Annotated in this window: 16 protein-coding genes; 4 read left to right on the top strand and 12 right to left on the bottom strand. The window is 41.6% G+C overall.

Going from position 1 to position 22,767, the window contains the following annotated elements:
• Positions 1–4: 4 nt before the first annotated feature.
• The 3 genes from BMY70_RS18670 to corA all read right to left on the bottom strand — a co-directional run bounded on the left by BMY70_RS18670 (position 5) and on the right by corA (position 3,117).
• Positions 5–988 (bottom strand): glycosyltransferase family 2 protein, encoded by a 984-nt coding sequence (locus BMY70_RS18670; protein WP_090337787.1) that lies wholly within the window; start codon positions 986–988, stop codon positions 5–7.
• 588 nt (positions 989–1,576) lie between these two features.
• Positions 1,577–2,134, bottom strand: coding sequence for a GNAT family N-acetyltransferase (locus BMY70_RS18675; protein WP_177197063.1), 558 nt, complete (start codon positions 2,132–2,134; stop codon positions 1,577–1,579).
• Positions 2,135–2,172: 38 nt separating this feature from the next.
• A complete protein-coding gene (gene corA / locus BMY70_RS18680) occupies positions 2,173–3,117 on the bottom strand; it encodes a magnesium/cobalt transporter CorA (RefSeq protein WP_090337789.1) in 945 nt (314 codons plus the stop codon).
• Between the two features lie 164 nt (positions 3,118–3,281).
• Here corA and BMY70_RS18685 point away from each other — a divergent pair, with 164 nt between their 5' ends.
• Both BMY70_RS18685 and BMY70_RS18690 read left to right on the top strand, forming a co-directional pair.
• The gene (locus BMY70_RS18685; RefSeq protein ID WP_090337790.1) at positions 3,282–4,469 is read left to right on the top strand and encodes an MFS transporter; all 1,188 of its coding nucleotides are present in this window, start codon (positions 3,282–3,284) and stop codon (positions 4,467–4,469) included.
• Entirely contained in the window at positions 4,459–5,064 is a 606-nt protein-coding gene (locus tag BMY70_RS18690) for an IMPACT family protein (protein WP_090337791.1), read from the top strand. The genes BMY70_RS18685 and BMY70_RS18690 overlap by 11 nt, the downstream gene beginning before the upstream one ends.
• 75 nt (positions 5,065–5,139) lie before the next feature.
• Here BMY70_RS18690 and BMY70_RS30945 read toward each other — a convergent pair whose 3' ends face one another.
• The 3 genes from BMY70_RS30945 to BMY70_RS18700 form a co-directional block, all read right to left on the bottom strand.
• The gene (locus BMY70_RS30945) at positions 5,140–5,307 is read right to left on the bottom strand and encodes a hypothetical protein (protein WP_177197064.1); all 168 of its coding nucleotides are present in this window, start codon (positions 5,305–5,307) and stop codon (positions 5,140–5,142) included.
• 106 nt (positions 5,308–5,413) lie between these two features.
• Complete coding sequence (locus BMY70_RS18695) at positions 5,414–7,177, bottom strand: RagB/SusD family nutrient uptake outer membrane protein (RefSeq protein WP_090337792.1); 1,764 nt, start codon at positions 7,175–7,177, stop codon at positions 5,414–5,416.
• A gap of 34 nt (positions 7,178–7,211) precedes the next feature.
• Complete coding sequence (locus tag BMY70_RS18700; RefSeq protein ID WP_090337793.1) at positions 7,212–10,472, bottom strand: SusC/RagA family TonB-linked outer membrane protein; 3,261 nt, start codon at positions 10,470–10,472, stop codon at positions 7,212–7,214.
• Between the two features lie 320 nt (positions 10,473–10,792).
• Between BMY70_RS18700 and uvrA the strand changes: the two genes are divergently transcribed.
• Complete coding sequence (gene uvrA / locus BMY70_RS18705) at positions 10,793–13,648, top strand: excinuclease ABC subunit UvrA (RefSeq protein WP_090337794.1); 2,856 nt, start codon at positions 10,793–10,795, stop codon at positions 13,646–13,648.
• 326 nt (positions 13,649–13,974) lie between these two features.
• Here the strand turns inward: uvrA and BMY70_RS18710 are convergent, their stop codons facing one another.
• Both BMY70_RS18710 and BMY70_RS18715 read right to left on the bottom strand, forming a co-directional pair.
• Positions 13,975–14,712: a LytR/AlgR family response regulator transcription factor gene (locus tag BMY70_RS18710; RefSeq protein WP_090337795.1), complete on the bottom strand. Its 738-nt coding sequence runs from the start codon at positions 14,710–14,712 to the stop codon at positions 13,975–13,977.
• A complete protein-coding gene (locus BMY70_RS18715) occupies positions 14,709–15,779 on the bottom strand; it encodes a sensor histidine kinase (RefSeq protein ID WP_229209674.1) in 1,071 nt (356 codons plus the stop codon). The genes BMY70_RS18710 and BMY70_RS18715 overlap by 4 nt, the downstream gene beginning before the upstream one ends.
• Before the next feature lie 366 nt (positions 15,780–16,145).
• Here BMY70_RS18715 and BMY70_RS18720 point away from each other — a divergent pair, with 366 nt between their 5' ends.
• Complete coding sequence (locus tag BMY70_RS18720) at positions 16,146–19,058, top strand: TonB-dependent receptor (protein WP_090337796.1); 2,913 nt, start codon at positions 16,146–16,148, stop codon at positions 19,056–19,058.
• Positions 19,059–19,196: 138 nt separating this feature from the next.
• Here BMY70_RS18720 and hemC read toward each other — a convergent pair whose 3' ends face one another.
• The 4 genes from hemC to BMY70_RS18740 all read right to left on the bottom strand — a co-directional run bounded on the left by hemC (position 19,197) and on the right by BMY70_RS18740 (position 22,732).
• A complete protein-coding gene (gene hemC, locus BMY70_RS18725) occupies positions 19,197–20,129 on the bottom strand; it encodes a hydroxymethylbilane synthase (protein ID WP_090337797.1) in 933 nt (310 codons plus the stop codon).
• Between the two features lie 84 nt (positions 20,130–20,213).
• Positions 20,214–21,116, bottom strand: a complete 903-nt coding sequence (rimK, locus tag BMY70_RS18730) for a 30S ribosomal protein S6--L-glutamate ligase (RefSeq protein ID WP_090337798.1) — start codon at positions 21,114–21,116, stop codon at positions 20,214–20,216.
• A gap of 6 nt (positions 21,117–21,122) precedes the next feature.
• Positions 21,123–21,617 (bottom strand): ATP-dependent zinc protease family protein, encoded by a 495-nt coding sequence (locus BMY70_RS18735; RefSeq protein WP_090337799.1) that lies wholly within the window; start codon positions 21,615–21,617, stop codon positions 21,123–21,125.
• Positions 21,614–22,732, bottom strand: a complete 1,119-nt coding sequence (locus tag BMY70_RS18740) for a DNA polymerase III subunit (RefSeq protein ID WP_090337800.1) — start codon at positions 22,730–22,732, stop codon at positions 21,614–21,616. Before BMY70_RS18740 ends, BMY70_RS18735 begins: the two co-directional genes overlap by 4 nt.
• Positions 22,733–22,767: the final 35 nt, after the last annotated feature.

Here is a 22,767-nt window from a genome sequence, read left to right on the forward strand (position 1 = left end):
CTTGTTATAATTTAATTACATGCTGATATTTAATCATCATTTTAATATTGTCAATCACATCTAAAATGCCGATGTTGGAGTGATTTTTCTTCATTTGACGATTGAATGCGCTTTTCTTTATCCGCAGGCCTTTCCTGTTACTGAGGAAATCCCGGTACGCTTCAATTTTATAAAACTGGCAGGTAAAAGCACCCAACATTACGTCACAAAGCAATATTTGTAAATGCCAAAGCGCAAGATCAGACCCCTGAAGGTGCAGATAATGTACATAATAGCGGTTACGGAAATGGATCCTTTTTATCGCGCGTTTATGGTTATGATTTTTAGTGCTTGCCATTACTTCGTGGCGGCAAACTGCATTGTGTTCGTAATAACATTTCCACCCCATACGCCACGCCCGGATTGAAAGCTCCTGATCCTCACCATAATAAGGGTTGAACATTTCATTAAACCCGTTAATCGTTTTTAGTTTTTTGGTATCCATCAGTGCGTTTGCTCCTGAAAGATAGAATGTCGGCGTGAAAGCATCCATATTTTGAAGATGGAACAAATCCGAAGATTTGATCTTTCTGCCCATAATGCGCGGCTCCCTGGCAGCCTCTCTGATCAGATCGTCGTCCATACCGATAATTCGGCCCATCACACCAAAGGTATCCTCCTTCTCGAAAAATTTATATAGCTTTTCAAGGTATCCCGGTTCCAGCGTAACATCGGTATTAAGCAAAAATATTAAATCCATATTTGCTTGTTTGATACCTAAATTACAAGTCTCAGAGAATCCTGAATTTGTTTCTTTTTTTAGAAGTGTGATGCTATCCCCATAATGTTGTTGCAAATATTCCACAGATCCATCTGTCGAGGCATCATCAATTACGATGATCTCAACCTCTGTGTCAATGGAAGTAAGCACCTGAAAATTATGGTTGAAATACTTTTCAAATAGATGTTTTCCATTATAATTTGGAATGATTACTGAGATGCTTTTCATTCAATCGGTTATTTAGTTAAACAGATTTTTAATAACCTATACGGTTGAAACTGTCTTTTTTTCAATTTCTCAGTACGGTTTTTTACTAAAACAGCCTATGGCAGAGATTCTCACGTCGGGATTGAAACGCCTTTTCTATAAGAATCATTGCATCGTAATTAGTTAAGCTTTATAATACTTCTAAGCTTAATTAAATGCATTCATAGTCCTTTGTACATAAACCTTTGATTCCTCACCAGTTAAGAATTACAGCACTTACTGTAATCCATACCAGATTTCAGATGAATCTGTTGCAAGTTCTATGCCAATATTATCAAGACACTGCTTTAAGAGAAAGGGTTGGAAGGGGGAAAAAAATCTGAAATCTACCTGATCTGAAACTATATTGATATTTTTAATTTGAATTGTAAATTTTCAAGTATCAGTCAGAAGAAAGTGTTGACTTTCACAATATTAAAAAAATAATGTCTATACGTAATATACTGTTCAAATTTTAGCAGTAAAGTACCAGTATGTATTAGTTTAGTTTAATAAAAAGATTACATCTATATTCTTTTCACATGTTGCAGAATTATAAATATTTTCATTCTAAAATTTCCAGGCAACTACATTCCACTCATCAACATGATCCTGATGAACATGGATAGTTTCAAAACCTATCCTTTCGTGTGCACGTTGAGATCTTTTATTGGAAGTTGAAATTTCTGTTACCAAAAGGTCAAACTTCGGTTGGTATAACGCCTTATGTGTCTGATATAATCTGTCAAACACTCCCTGCCCCCGAAAAGGTTCGCTCACACAGACTTGTCCCATCACGTAATAATTATATTCACTCACAAGTTTACCGTTCCATAAAATATTGTCACAAATCTCAAACATGGGTTGAAGATCCGGGATGAGTTTTCCCAGCGAGGGCAGCATTGCCAAAGCAAATGCAATGACATTTTCGTTGACCGTTGCAATAATCTGGGGAGTGGCATCGCTCATGAGTTCAAGTTGCTGACGCGTATGACAGACCGTGAGAAACCCCTGATCCTGCTTGACCGCTTCGGAAATATTGGTTTTGAGATTAAGTTGCTGGAGAGCCAGAATCTGGTCGATTTCCTGGTCAGTTCTGGCAAACGTAAATTCAATGGTGTTGTTCATGAAAATAAAACTTAAAATAGGCAAATGAACGATGGATTTTATATCCACCGTTTCCTTCTGAAAAACCACAGAACCACCAGCGACGAAAGTACCATAAGTAACAGGGAAACCCAAAATCCCCATGGTTCTTCGGTGGAAGGAATATGCGTATAGTTCATACCAAAAATCCCTGCAATCAGTGTAGGAGGCATGAAAATAATTGTAACGACCGTGAAAATCTTGATCACCTGACTTTGTTCAAGGTTAATCAAACCCATAAAGGTATTCTGTAAATATTCCAGTCGCTCAAAATTGAATGTGGTATATTCAAGCAGGGAATTGATATCTTTTAATATAATCCGTAAATGTTCTTTTCTGTCTTCCGGGAAATATTGACTGCGTAAAATTCCGGAAAGTACGCGTTGTTTATCTATACTGGTCTCCCGGAGCATCATTGTCGTCTCCTGCAACGCACTTATTCTCAACAAAACCTCCTGTCTCGCTTTTTGTTCATGAGCCAGATCCTTACTGATAACCGAAATGTCTCTGGAAATTGCTTCAAGAGAATCGGCGTCAGCCTCAATTCTGGTTTCCAAAAGCATCAGCATAAAATCAACACCAGTCTGGAAAGTATCCGGGCTGACCTTCATTTTCTTGACCGTGTCTGCGAACGTTTTGGAATCTCCGCGGCGGTATGTAAACAGAATATTTTTGTGAAGGATAAACGACACCGGATAGGTTTTATATCCATCGCGGTCAATACTCAAAAAGTTGGAGTTCGCATTGATCGTTTCATTTTGTTCAAAAAATCGCGAACTGCTTTCAATTTCAACAATTTCCTGAGGTGTCTGAAAACTGATATCGCATTTATTCTCAACCCATTCTTCTTCTTCGGCAGATGGCGACTGTAAATCCACCCAGACCAGATTTTCGACCTTGCCGAGTTCGCGAATATCATTTTCACGTTTTATTAATCGTCCCTCTTTGTAAAATATCCTTACCATAACGCATTGAAGTTAAAAGTTGAGCGTCTTATTAAATCAGGAGTTACTAATACAGCGGAATTTCTAATTAGTTATTATCGAATAACCAGCTATTTATTTTGACCTGACGCTAACCACTTTCAAGTATTCTTAACTTTTGTCCAAGATAGTTGTAATTTTGTGGGATGCAAAATACGGCTTCTCCAGGAATATTTACACTGCAGTTTTGGTTGTTAGGTACGAGTTCCTTTTTATTCTCTTCCAGTTTCAACATGCTTATCCCCGAGCTCCCGGGTTATCTCTCGGACATGGGAGGCGCAGAATACAAGGGTTTTATCATTGGGCTATTTACATTAACCGCAGGTATATCCCGACCATTCAGCGGAAGACTAACCGACCGGGTCGGCCGCGTTCCGGTTATGGCCTTTGGTTCTCTGGTATGTTTTGTATGCGGATTTCTATATCCGATTTTTACAAAGGTAATGCCTTTTTTGCTTTTAAGACTGGTTCATGGATTTTCGACCGGATTTAAACCAACAGGAACAGCTGCTTATATCGCAGACATCATTCCGGCAAATCGCAGGGGAGAAGCGATGGGGATTCACGGCATGTGCATGGGCGTTGGTTCAGCTTTCGGGCCGGCAATCGGAAGTATGATCAGCCAGGCTTTTTCGATGAATGCACTTTTTTATACGTCGTCATTTTTTGCGCTCCTTTCAATTGTTATTCTTTTTAATATGAAAGAAACATTGGTTGAAAAGGAAAAACTTTCTGTAAACGCATTCAAGCTTACCTGGCGGGACATTTTTGAACCTGATGTCTTCAGTCCGGCATTTGTAACTTTTCTCGCCTATTTTGGTTTTGGCGCGGTTGCGACACTCACGCCAGATTTCAGTGAAATTCTCGGGCTGGGTAACAAGGGAATGTATTTCATGGTATTTACTCTGTTTTCCATTTTGATCCGCTTTGTGGCAGGAAAACTTTCAGACCGAAAAGGTCGCATACCAGTAACCATCGCCGGATGCCTTGTCTTGATTTTATCGATGGTTATTACCGGCTATGCGGAAACGGTTTTTATGTTTTTAACCGGCGCAGCCTTTTTTGGCGTATCCATGGGAATTTTGTCGCCGGTATTGTCAGCCTGGACGGTTGATTTAAGCAGTGATCATAATAGAGGACGGGCCATCGCCACCATGTATATCTGTCTCGAAGCTGGAATCGGGCTGGGCGCATTTCTTTCCGCGGCGTTGTTTGCAAACAAAGTTGAGAATCTGCCTTTGGTATTCTTATGGATGGCAGGTTTTGCTGTTGCTGCACTGCTTTATTCAATTATAATATACAGGTATAAAAAAAGATCGAGCCGTGTTATTTGACGATACTTACTGCACCATAGCGGAACCGGCGGAAGGTTTTTTCAAAGATAAAGGGAGCAAATTTATCTCATTTGTTTTTCCGATTTCTTCCGAGAACGAAGCCAAAATTTACTTGCTTGAGCTTCGGGAATTGCATCCGAAAGCAAATCATCATGTATATGCATACCGTCTCGGGCTTGATCGAATGACCTATCGGTTAAGCGATGACGGTGAACCCTCCGGGTCTTCCGGGCGGCCGATTTTAAATACACTTTATTCGAAAGAGATTACCAATATTCTTGTTGTGGTTGTCCGTTATTTTGGAGGGACGCTTTTAGGAATTCCGGGATTGATCAACGCATACCGATCTGCAACGGAAGATGCCCTGGAAAACGCGCAGATCGTTGAAAAGCATTTGTTCAATTTGTATGATCTTCAATTCTCATACGTTCAAATGAACGACGTGATGCGGATTGTAAAAGAAATGGAACTGCCTGTCAGAGAGCAGACGTTTGAAATGGAGTGCAAAATGGTGCTGGAAGTAAGGACTACACTGACCGAGCGATTTATTTCTCGTGCAGAAAAAGTGGAGGGGCTTTCTGTAAAATTACTGTGATCGTTTTCTCTATACTCCTTTACGTCTTCGTGATGCGGACTTCAAGCAAGTGGCCCTTGCATTATTTAAATAAATTTAAAGATCATTTTCCCTCAACATTTTCACAAAATCATCTTCATAAGCTTTTACAGCTTTAAGCAATTCTTCAAGCTCTTTTTTTTCCGGTGTTCCCGATTTTGCTCCGTAAATTTCTTCGATTCTTTCAGAAGCTTTTTCGTAGTCACTTTCGTTTTTTAATACCATGTCTGATTCATTTTTAATATTTTACAAATATAATTTTATTGGTAACAAAGACAAAAACCGGCCATAAGGCCGGCTCTTGGATTCAGTTTAGGTAATAAATCTTCAATTAGTATCCGGGATTCTGCGTTAATGTTGGCTTTCCATCCAATTGGCTGTTCAGGATTTCATCCTGAGGTAGCGGGTAGTAAAGGTTTTTGTCAGTAAATGTTTTCCCTGCCATATATCCTCTTTTGCTAAATGTCCGTCCTGATGGCTCTTTACCGGCTACTGCCTCTTCCGCTGCATATTTATTTAAAACTTTTACAGCAATGCCCCAGCGCACCAGGTCAAAGAAACGGTGACCTTCCATTGCAAACTCAAGGCGCTGTTCCATACGTGTTGCATTTCGGGCAAAGTCTGCACCTTTACTTGCAAAAGTTCCTACCGGATAAGGTTCCACCTTGTAGGTAACGGATGCATCTTGCACAGATCCTGTTTTTGCCCGGTTACGGATCTGGTTTACATAACCTTCTGCAACAGCCAGATTTCCAAGCTCAATTTCACACTCTGCCAACCATAACAATACGTGAGAAAGTTTGATCATTCTGAAATTATTATTAACGTTTCGTTTGCTGGTAGAATGCGTTGTGCTGTTTTCTTCACCAAGGTAGTACATCCATTTTTTACCGGTGAATGGCCCTGCATAAGTTTGATCCCGAATCCAGGAAGAACCTGGCATAGGTCCCCAATCCAGGAAATTTACACCACGACGTCCTACTGTCCAGTCAAGACGAGGATCTACCGGGATGGTTTTGTCCAAGGTAAATGGCGCAGATGCCGCTATTCCCTGATCGTTCGGTAGGTCTACCTTGTTATAGGTATCAAGTGTACCGTCGGCTGCATCGCCAATTAAAGGCAATCCATTCTCAGTCTTGAATGCGTTCACAAGGTTATGTGATGCCTGGTAAAAGCCGCAGCAGCCACGTCCTGGTGCACCTGCTGAATATGGCCAGTTAAGGTTATCTCCCGCATTACCATTGTTACCGTTTGTTCCGTCGTTCACCGAAAACTGAATTTCGAAAATAGATTCACTGTTATTATTTCCGGCAGTTCGGTAATTGTCATGATAATTAGCTACAAGTTTCTTTCCTGAATTTTTTAACACATCGTCAAGTAATGCCTTTGCAGGTGCCCATTTTTTCTGAAATAAGTATGTCTTCGCAAGGAAAGATTTTGCAGCCCATTGTGTAGCTCTTCCTTTTTGGGACTGCGTTGCAGGCAAATTTTTAGCGGCGAAATCAAAATCCTCTTCAATTTTAGACCAAATGTCCTCTGTATTAGGTACTTTGGTTGAATTTGGATCTGAGGATACATATGTTTTGTCGTCAATATAAGGTACTTTATTCCACATTTTCTTCGCTTCAAAATGAAAGAATCCTCTGAGGAAACGTGCCTCGGCAATTACTTGTAATTTTTCCGCGTCAGTCATGTCCTTCACCAATTCTCCATTCACGACCTGAATGACTTCATTACATCTAGCAACACCGTCATATTGATGCCACCATTTTCCCAAAAAGTAAGTATTGTCAGACAGCCAGTTGTATTGCTCGATAAACGATTGTTCTGGCTGGTCACCTGCGTCGGTACCTTTTACGGCATCATCACTCGCAATTCCACCAAAAACATAATTTGAAACTGTCGACTGGCGGCCTGTATTGCCTGAACCGACGCCATCCACAAGCGAATAAGCTCCGATCAGCAATGCATTGACACCGTTTTTATTACTTAACTGTTCAACAGAAGCGCGGCCCTGTGGTTTTAGATCAAAAAAGCTGTCCGAACAGGCGAAGCTGATCGCGGTCATGAAAATTATTAAAGCTATTTTTTTCATTTTAGTATATGAAATTTTTGTTAATATCAGAAAATTAGAAACCGAAACGCACACCTACGAGATATGATTTAGCCACGGGATAGGCGCCTTCGTCTACGCCTAGGTGCTTATCCTCATTATCATTACCCGATCTTCTCAGGTTAATATCAGGATCAAGTCCGGTATACTTGGTAAACGTGAATAGGTTTTGTCCCTGCAGATAAATTTGTGCAGAAGCGATCTTAACCTTTTTCAGTAACATTGAAGGAAGTGTATAAGTCAACTGTACATTTTTGATGCGGAAATAAGACCCGTCTTCCAAAAAGTAAGATGAAACTTGCTGGCTTGTAGCATCTCCTGAATTTAGCCTTGGTAATTTGGCATCATCGCCAGACTTTTTCCAGGAATTATAGAGCATATCTTTTGACCTGTTACCTTGGAAAACGTTGAAATCCGTCCAATATCTTGTATAGTTAAAGATTTCGTTGCCATATACTCCTTGTCCAAATACGGTAAGGTCAAATGCTTTATATCCGACATTCAGGTTAACACCATAGTTGAAATCCGGGTGTGGACTACCGATGATGGTTCTATCAGCCGCAGTAATGATACCGTCGCCATTTACATCCCTGAATTTGAAAACGCCTTCACGTGTATACGAACCGAATTTCGGAGCAGCATCCGCTTCGGTCTGGTCTTTAATAACGCCATCAACAAAATAGCCATAATAGCTCGCAATTGGATAGCCAGCCCTGGTCGCTGACATTGCAGGAAGACGGGTTGCAAATCCAAAAATTGTTGAATTGGGGTCGTTGTTCAGTTTAACAACATTGTTTTTGTAATGCCCGAAATTAACTCCTAAGGCATAATAGAAGTCATTCTTTCTATCCCTGAAATTAAGACCAATGTCGAAACCTTTGTTTGTGACCTCTCCAATATTTGTATAAGGGATCGTTCCTGTACCTGCTGTACGGGGAATAGCGATCTGAGTAAGCATATCTGTTGTTTTACGACTGTATAAATCCAGTACAACTTCAAGCTTACTCTTAAACAAAACGGCATCTACACCAATATTTGTGGAAGTGTTCGTTTCCCATTTACCATTGGCATTACCGAATTGTACAAGGTCAAATCCTCCAACAATGGACGAGCCTGTACCGTTGATGTCATAACCATTGTTCTGAGGATCAGCAGCATAGAGTGTGTAGGCATTGTAAACGTTGGGTATCAGCTGGTTGCCCGTTTTTCCCCACCCAAAACGTAGTTTCAGATCGTCCAGTACTTTTCGCGTCGGCTTCATGAAATTCAGTTCTGTCATACGCATTCCAACTGAAAATGCTGGGAAGATACCATAACGATATGCCTCTGAGAAACGAGAAGACCCATCACGGCGTAGTGTGAAATCTGCCAGGAAGAGATCTTTATAGCCATAGTTTATTTTACCAAACTGTGAGAAGAGTGCACTTCTTGTTGCGCCGGCACCAGCGTTGGCTAATCCGGCTGCTGCACCTGCATCCAGGTAACGGTAATCGACATCATCAAACGCAAAACCACTTCTACTAGCCTGAAAACCTGCCGCATAAGTTTTAACTGCTTCCGTTCCTATTAACACGTTCAAATTATGCGGCCCGAATATTTTTGCATAATTCAATGTATTAAACCAGGTAAATGAGCGGTCCAGGTTATTGATAACATTCAAACTGTTCGCATTTCTTGCTTCGGCTGCTTCGATATCCCTGTGAAAATACTCAGAACGGTTCGACTGATTATATTCCAGACCAAAGCTGCTGCGGCCGGTCAACCCGGGCAAGATATCAACCTGCGCATAAGCGTTTCCGAATACGTGGGTTCCTTTTGTGATATTGTCTTTTTCACGGTATAAGCGCGCTAATGGATTAGGCGCATTTCCGAGGTTACTTCCCCGGCTACCTGCAAAACCGTTGAATGGAGATGTATTGGTTCCTCCCAATGCCTGGGGGCCATTGGTAATGTCAAAGACCGGAATAATTGGATGAACACGGATGGCGAACATGATCGGGTTACTCTCATCATTGTTTGTAATACCCTGGCGTTCATCGTAAGAAAAAGTAAGGTTTTCTCCCACAGTTACCTTTCCTTTTTTGAATTCGGTATTGGCCCTGATGGAATATCTCTTATAATTTGTATACTTCAAAATACCATTCTGTTTGAAATAATTTGCAGAAATAGCATATTTCGCAGTGTTTGAACCTCCACTTGCTCCGAGCTGATAATTTGAAATAGGAGCCGGATCAAAAATAGCATCCTGCCAGTCGGTACCTTCCTTATTGGCTTTGGTAATATTAAAAGCTGTTTTTCCCAGGTTCGGATCTGCAATGTCGTTGGTATAGGTGTAGTTAGCCGGAAGCTCTCCAAATACATTAGGGTAAATGTAGTCGGCGATGGTCTGGTTACCGTTTTCATCAAACCTGTATTGAACCGAAGGGGAAGTAACCGAAGGATTTTTACCTGCGCCAAGGTCAGATTGATACAGATATTCGCCCAGCTCTCTGGTGTTGAGCAAATCCAGCATTTTACCAGGGCGCTGTGTTCCGGTATAAAAGTCAAATGTGATGCTTGGCGCTCCCGGTTTGCCTTTTTTGGTGGTAATAATCACTACACCATTGGCAGCGCGGGCACCATAAATGGAAGCTGCAGACGCATCTTTAAGTACCTGCATGGATTCGATATCATTCGGATTGAGCTGGTTAAGCGTTCCCTGAGTCGGAACTCCGTCAATGACATACAAAGGACTATTGTTATTGATTGATCCGAACCCCCTTATACGTACCATGGTTCCACCGCCCGGAGAGTTATCATTTCCAACGGTAACTCCGGCAGCGCGGCCCTGAAGCATCTGTGTTACGCTGGCAGCCGGCACTGCGGTAAGTTCCTTTGGGCTTATCACAGTAACCGCACCGGTAATGTCCTGTTTGCGCTGAGAAGCATAACCGGTAACAACGACCTCAGTTAATGCTTTAACATCATCAACAAGGACGAGATTAACTACCGACTGGGCGTTAGGAACGATAATTTCCTGCTTGATAAATCCGATTGAAGAAAATACCAGAGTAACATTTTCTGCTTTTACGTTGATGGAATACTTGCCGTCGCTATCTGTGACGGTCCCGGTTGTAGATCCTTTTAAGGTCACGCTGACACCGGGAATTGCGTTGCCATCTGCCGAGGAAGTTACACCTCCTGTAATCGTTTTGTCTTGGGCTTTTGCTGTACCACAAAATATTGCTGTAAGCAATAGGGCAGCAGCAAACATTACGAATCGTAAATTTTGCTTCATAGAAATGAAAGGGATGAGATGTTAAAAAAATATTACTAAATATCAATTTAGTATCAAAGCTAAACATTAGTCAAGAATTATTTTAATTTTTCATGTTTTTTATAAGAAAAAATATAAATATACTAATGGCTACAAAAATGAATGAATAGGTCCTGTGTTGGTTTGTATATGTTTGTATCTGGCTGGAGGAATTTGCCTGGATCAGCAGACTCTGAATACGGTATTTGAAAGAAAATCACGGAAAAAATTTGCAACTCAACCCGTACATTTGTGGTTATTCTATATAGTGCCTTCAACGATTATAAATCAATAGGATCATTTTGGAACATTTGAATGGAATTGAACTTGCTGAGCAGGACCTGATCGAAGTACAGGGAGCTCGTGAGCATAATTTGAAAAATATTGATGTCAGCATTCCACGCAATAAACTGGTGGTAGTTACCGGTATTAGCGGCAGTGGAAAGTCTTCATTAGCTTTTGATACCATTTATGCTGAGGGACAGCGGCGGTATATGGAAAGCTTCTCTGCTTATGCACGCGGTTTTATAGGTGAAATGGAACGGCCTGATGTGGATAAAATCAGCGGCTTATCGCCTGTTATCAGTATTGAACAAAAAACCACGTCACGGAATCCGCGCTCGACGGTTGGTACGGTTACAGAAATTTATGACTTCCTGAGGTTATTATACGCAAGGGCAGGAGAGGCTTATTCGTATGTAACAGGAAGACGAATGGTAAAACAATCTCAGGATCAGATTGTAAACCAGCTGATGACGCAGTTTTTAGGTCAAAAAACAATTCTTCTGGCGCCTGCTGTGAAAGGAAGAAAGGGACATTATCGTGAATTGTTCGTTCAAATCGCGCGATTAGGTTATACCAAAGTTCGTGTCGATGGCGAAGTTCAGGATATTCTTCCGAAAATGCAGCTGGATCGTTACAAAGTTCATGATATTGAAATTGTCATTGACCGTGTCGTTCCAAAAGCAGAATCAGAAGATCCGCAGTCGCGGTATCGGTTGAGCCAATCGGTAGCAACGGCGATTAAACAAGGGAAAGGTGCTTTGATGGTTTTGGATGAAAAAGGAGAAACTTACTATTTCTCTCAAAACCTGATGGACCCTGAATCCGGGATTAGTTATGATGATCCTTCGCCCAACAATTTTTCTTTTAACTCTCCTTATGGCTGGTGTCCGACTTGCCAGGGTTTGGGAATGGTTGAGGAAATTACGGAAGATTCAATTATTCCGGATCGCTCCTTGTCAATCAGCAAAGGCGGAATTGCGCCTATGGGAGAATATCGGGATGCCTGGATTTTCAAACAAATGGAGGTTTTGTTAAAACCTTTTAAAGTAAATCTGAACACGCCGCTAGAAAAATTTCCTGAGGAGGCAATCAAAATGGTGTTGTATGGAAGTGAAGAGCCTGTGGCAGTTCCTTCCAAAAAATATCCCGGAACAGAATGGGATACCAAGTTTGATGGTATTGTTAATTTTCTGAAACGTCAGCAGGAAACAGGAAATGATAAAATTCAGGATTGGCTGAAAGATTTTATGACGACAAATGTTTGTCCGGAATGTCGCGGAAAACGTTTACGTAAAGAATCCTTGCATTTTAAAATTGATGGAAAAGACATAGCAGATCTTTCAAACCGTGACGTTCGTGAATTATCCAACTGGCTGGTTGATCTTGAAGATCGCCTGGAAGAAAGGCAACGTGTGATTGGTCATGAAGTTTTAAAGGAAATTCGCAAGCGTGTGGGTTTTCTGCTGGATGTAGGCCTGGACTATCTGACTTTAAACAGATCACTTCGTACACTTTCCGGAGGAGAGGCTCAGCGTATTCGTTTGGCAACACAAATCGGCACACAGCTTACCGGCGTTTTATATATCATGGATGAGCCGAGCATCGGTCTGCATCAGCGTGATAATGTCAGACTGATCAATTCTCTGAAAAGTTTGCGTGACCTTGGGAACACCGTTTTGGTTGTGGAGCATGATAAGGATATGATGCTTGCATCGGATTACATCGTAGATATTGGCCCGGGTGCCGGTCGCCATGGTGGAAATGTTGTAGGCGCAGGAACACCGGAAGAGTTTTTAAAGAATGGTTCATCGACCGCAGATTATTTAAGCGGTCGTCAGAAAATAGAAATTCCGAAAGTCAGGAGAAAAGGCAACGGGAATTATCTTTCATTGAGAGGGTGTACAGGACATAATCTCAAAAATGTGACAATGGCTTTTCCGTTGGGAACGATGATTTCCGTAACAGGTGTAAGTGGCAGCGGAAAATCTTCGCTAATCCATGAAACGCTTTTTCCTTTGCTAAATCATCATTTTTATAAATCAAGAAGAGAGCCGCTTCCTTACAAAAGTATCGAAGGACTGGAACATATTGATAAGGTTATTGAAGTAGATCAGTCGCCGATAGGAAGGACGCCACGTTCCAATCCGGCTACTTATACCAACTTATTTACTGATATCCGTACGCTTTTCGCGGAATTGCCGGAAGCGAAAATTCGGGGGTACAAGCCTGGTCGTTTTTCATTTAACGTAAAAGGAGGCAGATGCGAAGATTGTGAAGGAGCCGGAATGAAAAGAATTGAAATGGATTTTCTTCCGGATGTGCATGTGAATTGTGAAACCTGCAAAGGAAAACGATTCAATCGTGAGACATTGGAAGTTCGTTTCAAAGGAAAATCGGTTGCTGATATTCTGGATATGACTGTTGAAACTGCGTTAGAATTTTTCGAAAACCAGCCACGTATTTTGAGAAAAGTGCAAACGCTTTTTGATGTTGGTTTGGGTTATATCACGCTTGGTCAGCATGCAACAACGCTTTCTGGCGGAGAAGCGCAACGTGTGAAATTATCTGAGGAACTATCAAAACGTGATACAGGAAAGACACTTTATATTCTGGATGAGCCTACAACAGGACTACATTTTCAGGATATTAAACATCTGCTGGTAGTTCTTGACAAATTGGTTGAAAAAGGAAATACTGTCCTGATCATCGAGCATAATCTTGACGTGGTTAAGGTTTCTGATTATGTAATTGACCTAGGCCCGGAAGGTGGTGCTTTGGGTGGAAAAATAATTGGTGAGGGAACGCCTGAGAAAGTTTCGAAAGTGAAAGGAAGTTATACCGGGTTTTTCTTGAAAGAGGAGTTGAAGGGATGAGTTGAAGCTGTTCGCTATTAGCGGTTAGGGTTTTAGCGGTTGGAAGAGCGGTCAGGTATTGGGACAAGTGCCCTTAATACCTGGCTGTTTTTTATTAACCTAACCATTATTTTTTGTCTCTGAGGAAGTGGCCAGGATAAAGGAAGTAATTTACCCCAAAGTTTCTCCGGCTCCTTTGGAGCCTCCTGGAATTTGCCGGATAATTTTTGGTTAAATTTCCAGGAAACTACCCTGGAGTTACGTTCAATTTTGCAGTTGCGTTTTCTATATTAACAGGATGTCCTGAAGGGACATTAGCTTATAACAGAATCAAATCCATGAAAATCTCACATCCACTTACTTAAAAACTGGCTAAAATTCTCCTTATACTGATCACTCACCGGAATTGTTACCGTTCCAATCTGAATCGTATTTTTTGTTACCGCTCCTATTTTATCCAGATTCACAATAAACGAACGGTGAACACGCATAAATTTTGCTGACGGCAATTTTTCTTCCAACGATTTTAAACTTGTGAGAGAAAGTACCGGCTTGACATCCGATTTAAGAATTACTTTAACATAATCCTTCAATCCTTCGATGTAAAGAATATCGTCGTAAGCGATCCTGACAAGCTGATATTCTACTTTTAAAAATAAGTAATCCTCCTTCATTTCCGGTGGCGTTGCCACATTTGCAGCACGCTGAACCAGTTCGACGTATGCTTTTCCTTTGGAAGCAGCCTTTAAAAACTCTTCGTAATTGAAGGGTTTTAATAAATAATCCAGTGCATCAACCCGAAATCCATCCAGAGCAAACTGATTAAAAGCGGTTGTAAAAATTATTCTTGGCCCCTGATTTCCTGATTTTTCAATAATTCTCGCCAGTTCAATGCCTGTTAAATCCGGCATTTGAATGTCCAGAAAAATAAGATCAACCTGTTGCTGATGAATGGCTTCCAGCGCTTCAACTGCGCTGGAATATCGACCGGCAAGATTAAGGAAAGGAGTTTTATCAATAAAAGCACAGACCAGTCCGAGCGCAAGTGGCTCATCGTCAACGGCTATGCATTGTAATATATTCATGCAGTTTGTAATTCCAAATGTACTTCAAATTCTTTTTCTTCGGCGTTCTCACTCACATCCAGCTGATATTTTCCAGGATACAACAAATCCAGCCTTCTTTGCGTGTTGGTCAGGCCAATGCCGTTACTTTCATCCAGCACAGTTCTTTTTTCGGTGAACAGCGTGTTTTTTACATCTATAAAAACTTTTTCCCCCTTCTGCCAGATTTTGATATCAATATGACTAGGCTGAACAGCACTCACTCCGTGTTTAAATGCATTTTCTATAAAAGGTAAAAAAAGCATTGGCGCAATGGAAACGTCATGTAAAGGAACGGGTGGTTCGAGGCGTACAGTGACTTTGTCAGTAAGTCTTAGCTGCATCAGTTGAATATAATCCTGTGCAAATGCAATTTCCTGGCTCAGCAAAACGGTACCTTGTTGCGTTTCATAAAGTACATAACGCATCATCCTTGAAAGTTTATGCAATGCCTCCCTTGCCATCTCTACATCAATAATTGTTAAGGCGTATATATTATTGAGGGTATTAAAAAAGAAATGCGGATTGATCTGCGCTTTTAAAAACGATAACTCCGAATTGATCTTCTCCTGTTCAAGATTTCTTCTGTATTGTTTATCGCGTTCTGCATTTTGCACAGCCGCAACGCTCGTACTGATACCGATGATAATAAGTGCGGTCAGCAAGGCAAAATAATCCAGACGGTCCTGATGTTTTTTGTCCCCGTTTGCTTCCCTCGCCATTTTGAATGCCCTATCCATTTGTTCACCGTGATTGATGGCAATTTTAACCTGCTCCATCAAAACAGCGAGAACAATGACGGATAAAACATTAAATAAAATAAACTGCCAATATCTGTTTTTCGCCAGATACTGAGGAAACCAGAAATAAAAATTCAGGTAAAAAACAGCAATCAGCATCGTAAATAATACAGCCTGTTTAATCCAGAAGGAGGCAGGAAACTGAATTTGCCAGCTAAGAGGCTGCCACATCAAAAATAATGCGAGAAAACTCCATCCTAAGAGATGCAAGAACAGCGGAGGATATTTTCGTACGGTGGGGTTATTCATGCAAATATTTTTTTTGACGATGCTTTTAAACCTTTTAATCACAATACAATCATACAGGGAAATTTTGTAAGTGCCTAGCCGATTCGATCAAACCAAGTTAAAAATCGACAGATCGGCTCATGCAATCTATAAGCGATTTTTCAAAAAGTGCGATTCTTTGGGGCAGTAATAGTTCTTGAAATCGTACTGAAAGACAATTGATTTGCTAATCTGAGATTGCAATTTAAGTTTTTTGACAGTCAACTCGTCGGCTAGAAATGCCCGTTGATCGGTAGAACCTAGCTCTCCATCTATTGCCTTTTTTTTACCGCTTTATTGATACTTATTTTGAACTTGATTTATACACAATCTATTGCCCAATTCATCATGAACATGATAAAACAATTTACATTATTAGGACTAATCCTGGGATTGACAAGCACAGCATTCGCACAGTTTGGGGGGGGAGGCGGTGGCCGTCCCGGCGGTGGCGGTGGAGACTTCCAGCGCGGCGGCGATCGTCAGAAACAGGCTGCAATTCCAGGCACGCTTGATGACGCACCCAAAGGAAACGGGAAAATTAAAGGTTTTCTTGTGGATTCACTGAGTAAAAAACCTGTTGAATTTGCAGCCCTGGCACTTGTGGATGAAAAAACAAATAATCCGATAGACGGGACGACAACGGATGAAAAAGGTGCTTTTAATATGACAAAAGTTGCCTCCGGAAATTTCAAGATCCTTATATCTTTCATCGGGTACAAAACAAAAACAATCAAAGGAATAAAGATCGATAAAAAGACAGAACTGGATCTTGGGTCGATTATTCTTTCTCCTGACGTCGTTCAGTTGAATGAAGTTCAGGTTGTAGGGATGGCGCAACTGATTGAAGAAAAAGTAGATCGCCTGGTTTTCAATGCTGAAAAAGATATCACAAGTAAAGGCGGTGATGCAAGTGATGTGATGCGTAAGGTACCGATGTTGACAGTGGATTTGGATGGAAATGTTTCGCTTCGTGGAAACTCGAACGTTCGGGTTCTTATCAATAATAAACCGTCAACCATGGTTGCAACCAGCGTTGCGGATGCGTTGAAGCAAATCCCCGCTGATATGATTAAATCTGTTGAAGTTATCACTTCTCCGTCGGCGAAATATGATGCCGAAGGTTCTGGCGGTATCATTAACATTATTACCAAAAAGAGCACGATTCAAGGCGGTACATTAAATCTTGATACAGGCGTTGGTAACCGTGGTTCTAATTTAGGTTTAAGAGGGAATTACCGGACAGGTAAACTTGGTTTCAATCTTGGAGGTTTCGGTCGCTTCAACTACAACCAGCCTGGAAGAACAGACAATTTACAAACAGGAGATAATTTCTCAATTGAGCAAAAAACCACTTCAAAAAATAAAGGAGCCTTCGGATCTTACAACTTAGGTGCTGATTATGAAATTGATCCAAACAGTACGATTTCAGCCGGTGTTCGGTATGGTTTAAGAAATAATATCACACCGCAAACAATTACAACCAACAATACACGCAGCGGCGTCACAACCTCATCTTTTCGTGATGTAGATGTTAAAGATTTATCAGGAACATGGGATGTTAATGTCGACTATATCAAAACGTTAAGCAAGCCGCAACAAGAGCTGAGTATCCTTGGACAATACAGCCGTAATAACAGAACCAATGATTTTGATGCGGATTTGTATACCTATAAAAGCGGAATAGCAGAATTTTTGGGACGTTCAGGAAACAATAACAAAAGCTCCAATCAGGAAAGTACCATTCAGCTTGACTACCAGACACCAATTAAGAACAATCAGTTGTTAGAAGTTGGAGGAAAAGGAATTTTCCGTCAGGTAATAAGCCGGTTCGATTATTTCGATGAAGTAAATACACCAAGCCCGTCAAGCAGCCTTGATTATGATCAGAATGTGGCAGCCGGATACGTTTCCTATACCTTGACAACAAAAAGCAAATTTACATTTAAGGGAGGTGCTCGTTATGAGTATACTTCAATCAATGCGCAACAGGGTGAGGTAGATCTGAACCTGCCAGCTTATGGAAACCTGGTTCCGAGTTTGAATGTTTCAAAAACTTTTGGAAAAGGCCAAACGGTTAAACTGGGTTATAACCGTCGTCTTCAACGCCCTGGTATCCAATTCCTGAACCCGAACGTTAATGCTGCCAATCCGCAAAATATCACCGTTGGGAATCCAAACCTTGATCCTGAATTAACAGACAATATCGAATTGGGAACAAGTTTCTTCAAAAATAGCCTGTATGTCAATGTTTCGACTTTCGCACGTTTTACGAACAACTCGATAGAGAATATTCGTACAACCAGTGAAACTGGTGTGATCACGACGACTTACGGAAACATTGGAGATAAGCAGAACTATGGTGCAAATATCTTTGGAAACCTTACACTATTCAAAATCTGGCAAGTTGGTGGTGGAATGGATGTGTACTATGTTAACCTGAAAAATAACAGTCCGGTAGCGGCACTGCAGTCAAGCAACAACGGTTATGTAGTAAGCGGTCGTTTCAGAACTGGTGTTACCTTAAAAGGTGGCTGGGGAATCCAGGGTGGTGGATTTGCAAGAGGTAAGGAAGTGCAGCTGCAAGGTTCTGCAGGTGGTTTCAGAATGTATGACCTGGGTATCAAAAAGGATTTCAAGAACAAGAGAGGCAGCGTAGGTTTGGCAATGGAAAACTTCCTGAGCGACGCACTTAAAATGAGAACGGATCTGTCCTCTTCGACATTTGATCAGGTTAGTACAATTTATCGCTACAACCGAGGATTCCGTATCAACTTCTCTTACCGCCTGGGTAAGATGACTTTTGTTGAGCAAAAAACACGCAGAAGAAAATCAGTTAACAATGATGACCAGAAAAGTGACGGCGGCGGCAACGATGGTGGTGGTCAGATGCAACAGGCAGCACCAGCTGTGACGCCGGCAATAACTCCGGGAGCGGCAGGTGGTCGTCCGGCTGGTATGGGAAACAGGCCGCAGGGTCAATCAGGATTTAGCGCGCCGCAAACCAAACCAGACAGCGCTTCTCGCATACAGCCAGGAATGAACGTTCCACAGAAGACTGACAGCACGCAGCAAAAATTAGATAGTACACAGATTGTACCAGGTGCGGCAATGCCACAAATGCCTGCTGATAGCACGAAAAAACCGGAAATGACAATGCCGGTCGATTCAACTCAAAAAGTACCAGCGCCTGTTATTCCGCAAACTCCGGCTGACAGCACAAAGAAACCCACAGATTCTATTCCTCCGATTAAAAATTAAGAATCGGTTTTCATGAAAATTAGAGGCTGTTTCGGTGTAATCTGAAACAGCCTTTTTTTAGTTTTCAGTTTATTTTCGAAAAAACAAAGGGCTGCTCCAATTTATGAAGCAGCCCTTTGTACTGAAAACCTTTCTATCTTATACCAACGGATTCTGGCTACGGATATCTTGTAAAATGCGGTCGGCGCCCGCGTTTAATAATTCATCAGCCAATGCACTACCCAGTTCTTCGGGAAATGCGATCGCACCAGTTTCAGAACGGCGAATTAATTCTTGTCCGTCCAGACTAATTATGCCACCTGAAATATTAATCTCGTCATGATTCAGGATTGCCAAAGCGAAAACGGGAATGCTGCAGCCTCCTTGAAGTCGTTTAAGAAACGCTCTTTCGGTACGAAGGCAGATTTCGGTCGGTTCATGATTCAGCAATTGTTTAAGAACTGCCTTCTTTTCATCAGAGAGAGAAACGGCGCCTTCAATAGCAACACTTCCTTGCCCAACGGCAGGGGTAAATTCGTCCAACAGCAAATGTTCAGCGATCGACTCGTCATATTCCATGCGGTGAACGCCTGCATAAGCCAATAACAGCGCATCGCACTGCCCCTCCTGTAATTTTCTGAAACGTGTCTGTAAATTTCCACGCATGTCAACGATTTTGATATGCGGGTAATAATGTTTTAAAATTGCGATACGGCGTGTTGAAGAAGTTCCCACAACAAAAGATTCTCCACTTTGAAGAGAAAGACTGGTGTTATGACTTACCAAAACATCGTTGGCATGTTCACGTTCTGTAAATGCAATAAGTTCAAAATCGTCATCCAGTGAAGATTGAAGATCTTTGGCGCTGTGCACCGCAATATCAATGTCTCCGCTTCTCAGCTGATCTTCGAGTTCCTGAGTGAAAACTCCTTTGCTTCCAATTTTAGATAAAGAGCGATCCAGAATTTTATCACCTTTCGTTTCTATGATTACGATTTCCGTGGTTACGCCACCTTTTTGCAAAAGTGTTTCAACGTAATATGCCTGCCAAAGAGCAAGTCTGCTACCACGTGTTCCTATTTTAATATGCATGATTTTCTGTAAGCTGTTAGCTGCTGACTTTTGTTGAGAATAGCAGCTGATTTTATCCCAAATTTACGAGATACAATTGGTATTCTAAACCCCAACGGTATCGCCCTCATCCGTGATTATTTTTTCTTCAATATAAGCAACAATCAAAGAGGCAATATCGATCCCGCTTATTTCTTCAATTCCTTTTAAACCGGGAGAAGAATTAACTTCCATTACCAGTGGCCCTCTTTCTGATTGCAATAAATCGACACCCGCAATTTTAACGCCCAATGCTTTGGCAGCGGCGATTGCAGTATGTTCCTCCTCGGGAGTCAGTTCTACCAAAGAACCTTCCCCGCCACGGTGCAGATTCGAGCGGAAGTCTCCTTCATGTCCCTGACGTTTCATTGCAGCCACAACTTTATTTCCAATAACAAAAGCGCGAATATCCGCTCCTTTGGACTCAGCTATAAATTCCTGAATGAGAAAATTGGCACGCAAACCATAAAAAGCTTCAATTGTTGATTTTGCAGCTTTGGTCGTTTCCGCCAAAACAACGCCGACACCCTGGGTGCCTTCCAGCAACTTAATAATGACAGGAGGCCCGCCCACCATCTGGATCAACTCATTTACTTGCGCAGGATTTTTTGCAAAAACTGTTTTAGGAATATCCACACCTGATTTGGCCAATACCTGCATACTACGCAATTTATCTCTGGACCGTAAAATCGCTTGTGATTTGACAGTTGTAAATATTTTCATCAATTCAAACTGTCTGACTACGGCGCAACCAAAAGCGTTTACCGAAGTCCCAATTCTCGGAATGACAGCATCAATTCCTTTGATCGGCTTTCCTTTATAAATGACAGTTGGTTTTCCTCCTTCAATCATGACAAAGCACTTGACATGGTCAATAACCACAGCCTGGTGACCTTTCTGTTTGATTGCCTCCACCAGACGCCTCGTTGAATAGAGGTCCGGATTGGTGGATAATACGGCGATTTTCATATAAATCTATTGGATTAAAAGAGTAGGGTTGGCCTTCGGATCAGAATTTTTCTTATGTCTGATTTTCTCGGCATTTTGTTTTGAGGAAAGATCTTTTTGTGAAACATCAACGATGAAACGGCCTTTCAGCAATTTTCTTCCGAGTAATATCGGATAGCTCATTTTCTTGCGATTCGCCAATGAAAATTCAGTGCGTATTTTCCTTCCAAAAAGAGTGATCTGCGTTTTTATCACATATCTTTTTTCCTCTTTCCCAGAAGAATTGCGGACAACGGTTTCTTTAAAATCGCTTACCGTAAACGATTGCCCAGGTGCGCCTTTTTTTGAATCCAGATAAAAGCAAAGTCTTGTATCGTCTCCGTCTTTAATCAGGCGGACTTTTGCACAATGAATGGAAGAGGTTGCTGCCCCTGAATCTACGCGAACCGGAACCTTATACCAGCCAAGTTCTGGCAAGTCTACAATATCCGTTGCTCCGATAAGCTCAATCTTTTTTTTCATCTACGTTGAAAAAATGGTGCAATAGTTAAGGACAGATCAAGAAACACCATTTTTGCTCTTACGTTTCTTTCGATGTGGTAATATGCAACGTTGACTTCCTGAACCATATTTTCCAAAGCGTCGAAATTAACTGCTTTGGAAAAATTCTGCACGAAAGTAAGTTCTTCCTCGGGAACCCGCAACAGCTCGGCAGCGCCCTGGCTCCAAACCAGCATATCCCGGAACAATCGGAGTGAATATTCGAAAAGACCCTTTTGCTTTTCTTTATTCATCACATCAAAACTGTCGGCCAGTCTTACCAGGCTCGCCACATCATATCTATAACAATAACGCATCCATTCGGCAAACCAGGCAGACCTGTCATCGGAAGTCTCATGGACAAGACGAAGTGCTTCCGATAAATTCCCGTCCGAAAGATAGGTTATCTGATTTGCTATGTTCTCACTGACAGCTTGTTGCTTTAAAAATGAACGGACTTCTTCATCCGAAAAAGCCGGAACGGCAACACGTTGTGTGCGGGAAATAATGGTCGTTAACAAGCGGTCAGACTGATCGCTGACCAGCAGGAAAAGTGTTTTATAAGGCGGCTCTTCCAGAATTTTCAGCAAGGCATTTGCTGAGGAAGCGTTCATGATTTCCGGTTTCCATATTAAGAGAATTTTATATTCACCCTCATAAGATTTAACAGAAAGTTTTTTTAGTATTCCCCGAGCCTCCTCTACGGAAATATTTCCCTGTTTATTTTCGGCATTGATGAAGTCCAGCCACTCGGGCAGTACCCGATAAGGCGTATCAAGCAGGAAACTGCGCCATAAAGGCAAAAATGCCTCACTGGTATTCCCGGTTACCTTTTTTGAAGTGGCTATTGGGAAAATAGAATGAAAATCCGGATGAATTAATTTATTCATCTTGGTGCAGGAAGCACAGACTCCACAGGCATCTTCCTCACTTCGGTTTTCGCAATTTATATAGGTAGAAAACGCAAGTGCCAAAGCTAATCCTCCTCCTCCGCTCGCACCGTCGAACAGCAGCGCATGAGCCAGATGGCTCGTCTGCACCGAACGTCTGAGTGTCGATTTTATATGTTCCAGTCCCGGAATATCTATAAACAGCACAATGGTTTTGGGTTAATCTATCTTTAAATTTAATT

The organism is Dyadobacter koreensis, assembly GCF_900108855.1.
Lineage (GTDB): Bacteria > Bacteroidota > Bacteroidia > Cytophagales > Spirosomataceae > Dyadobacter > Dyadobacter koreensis.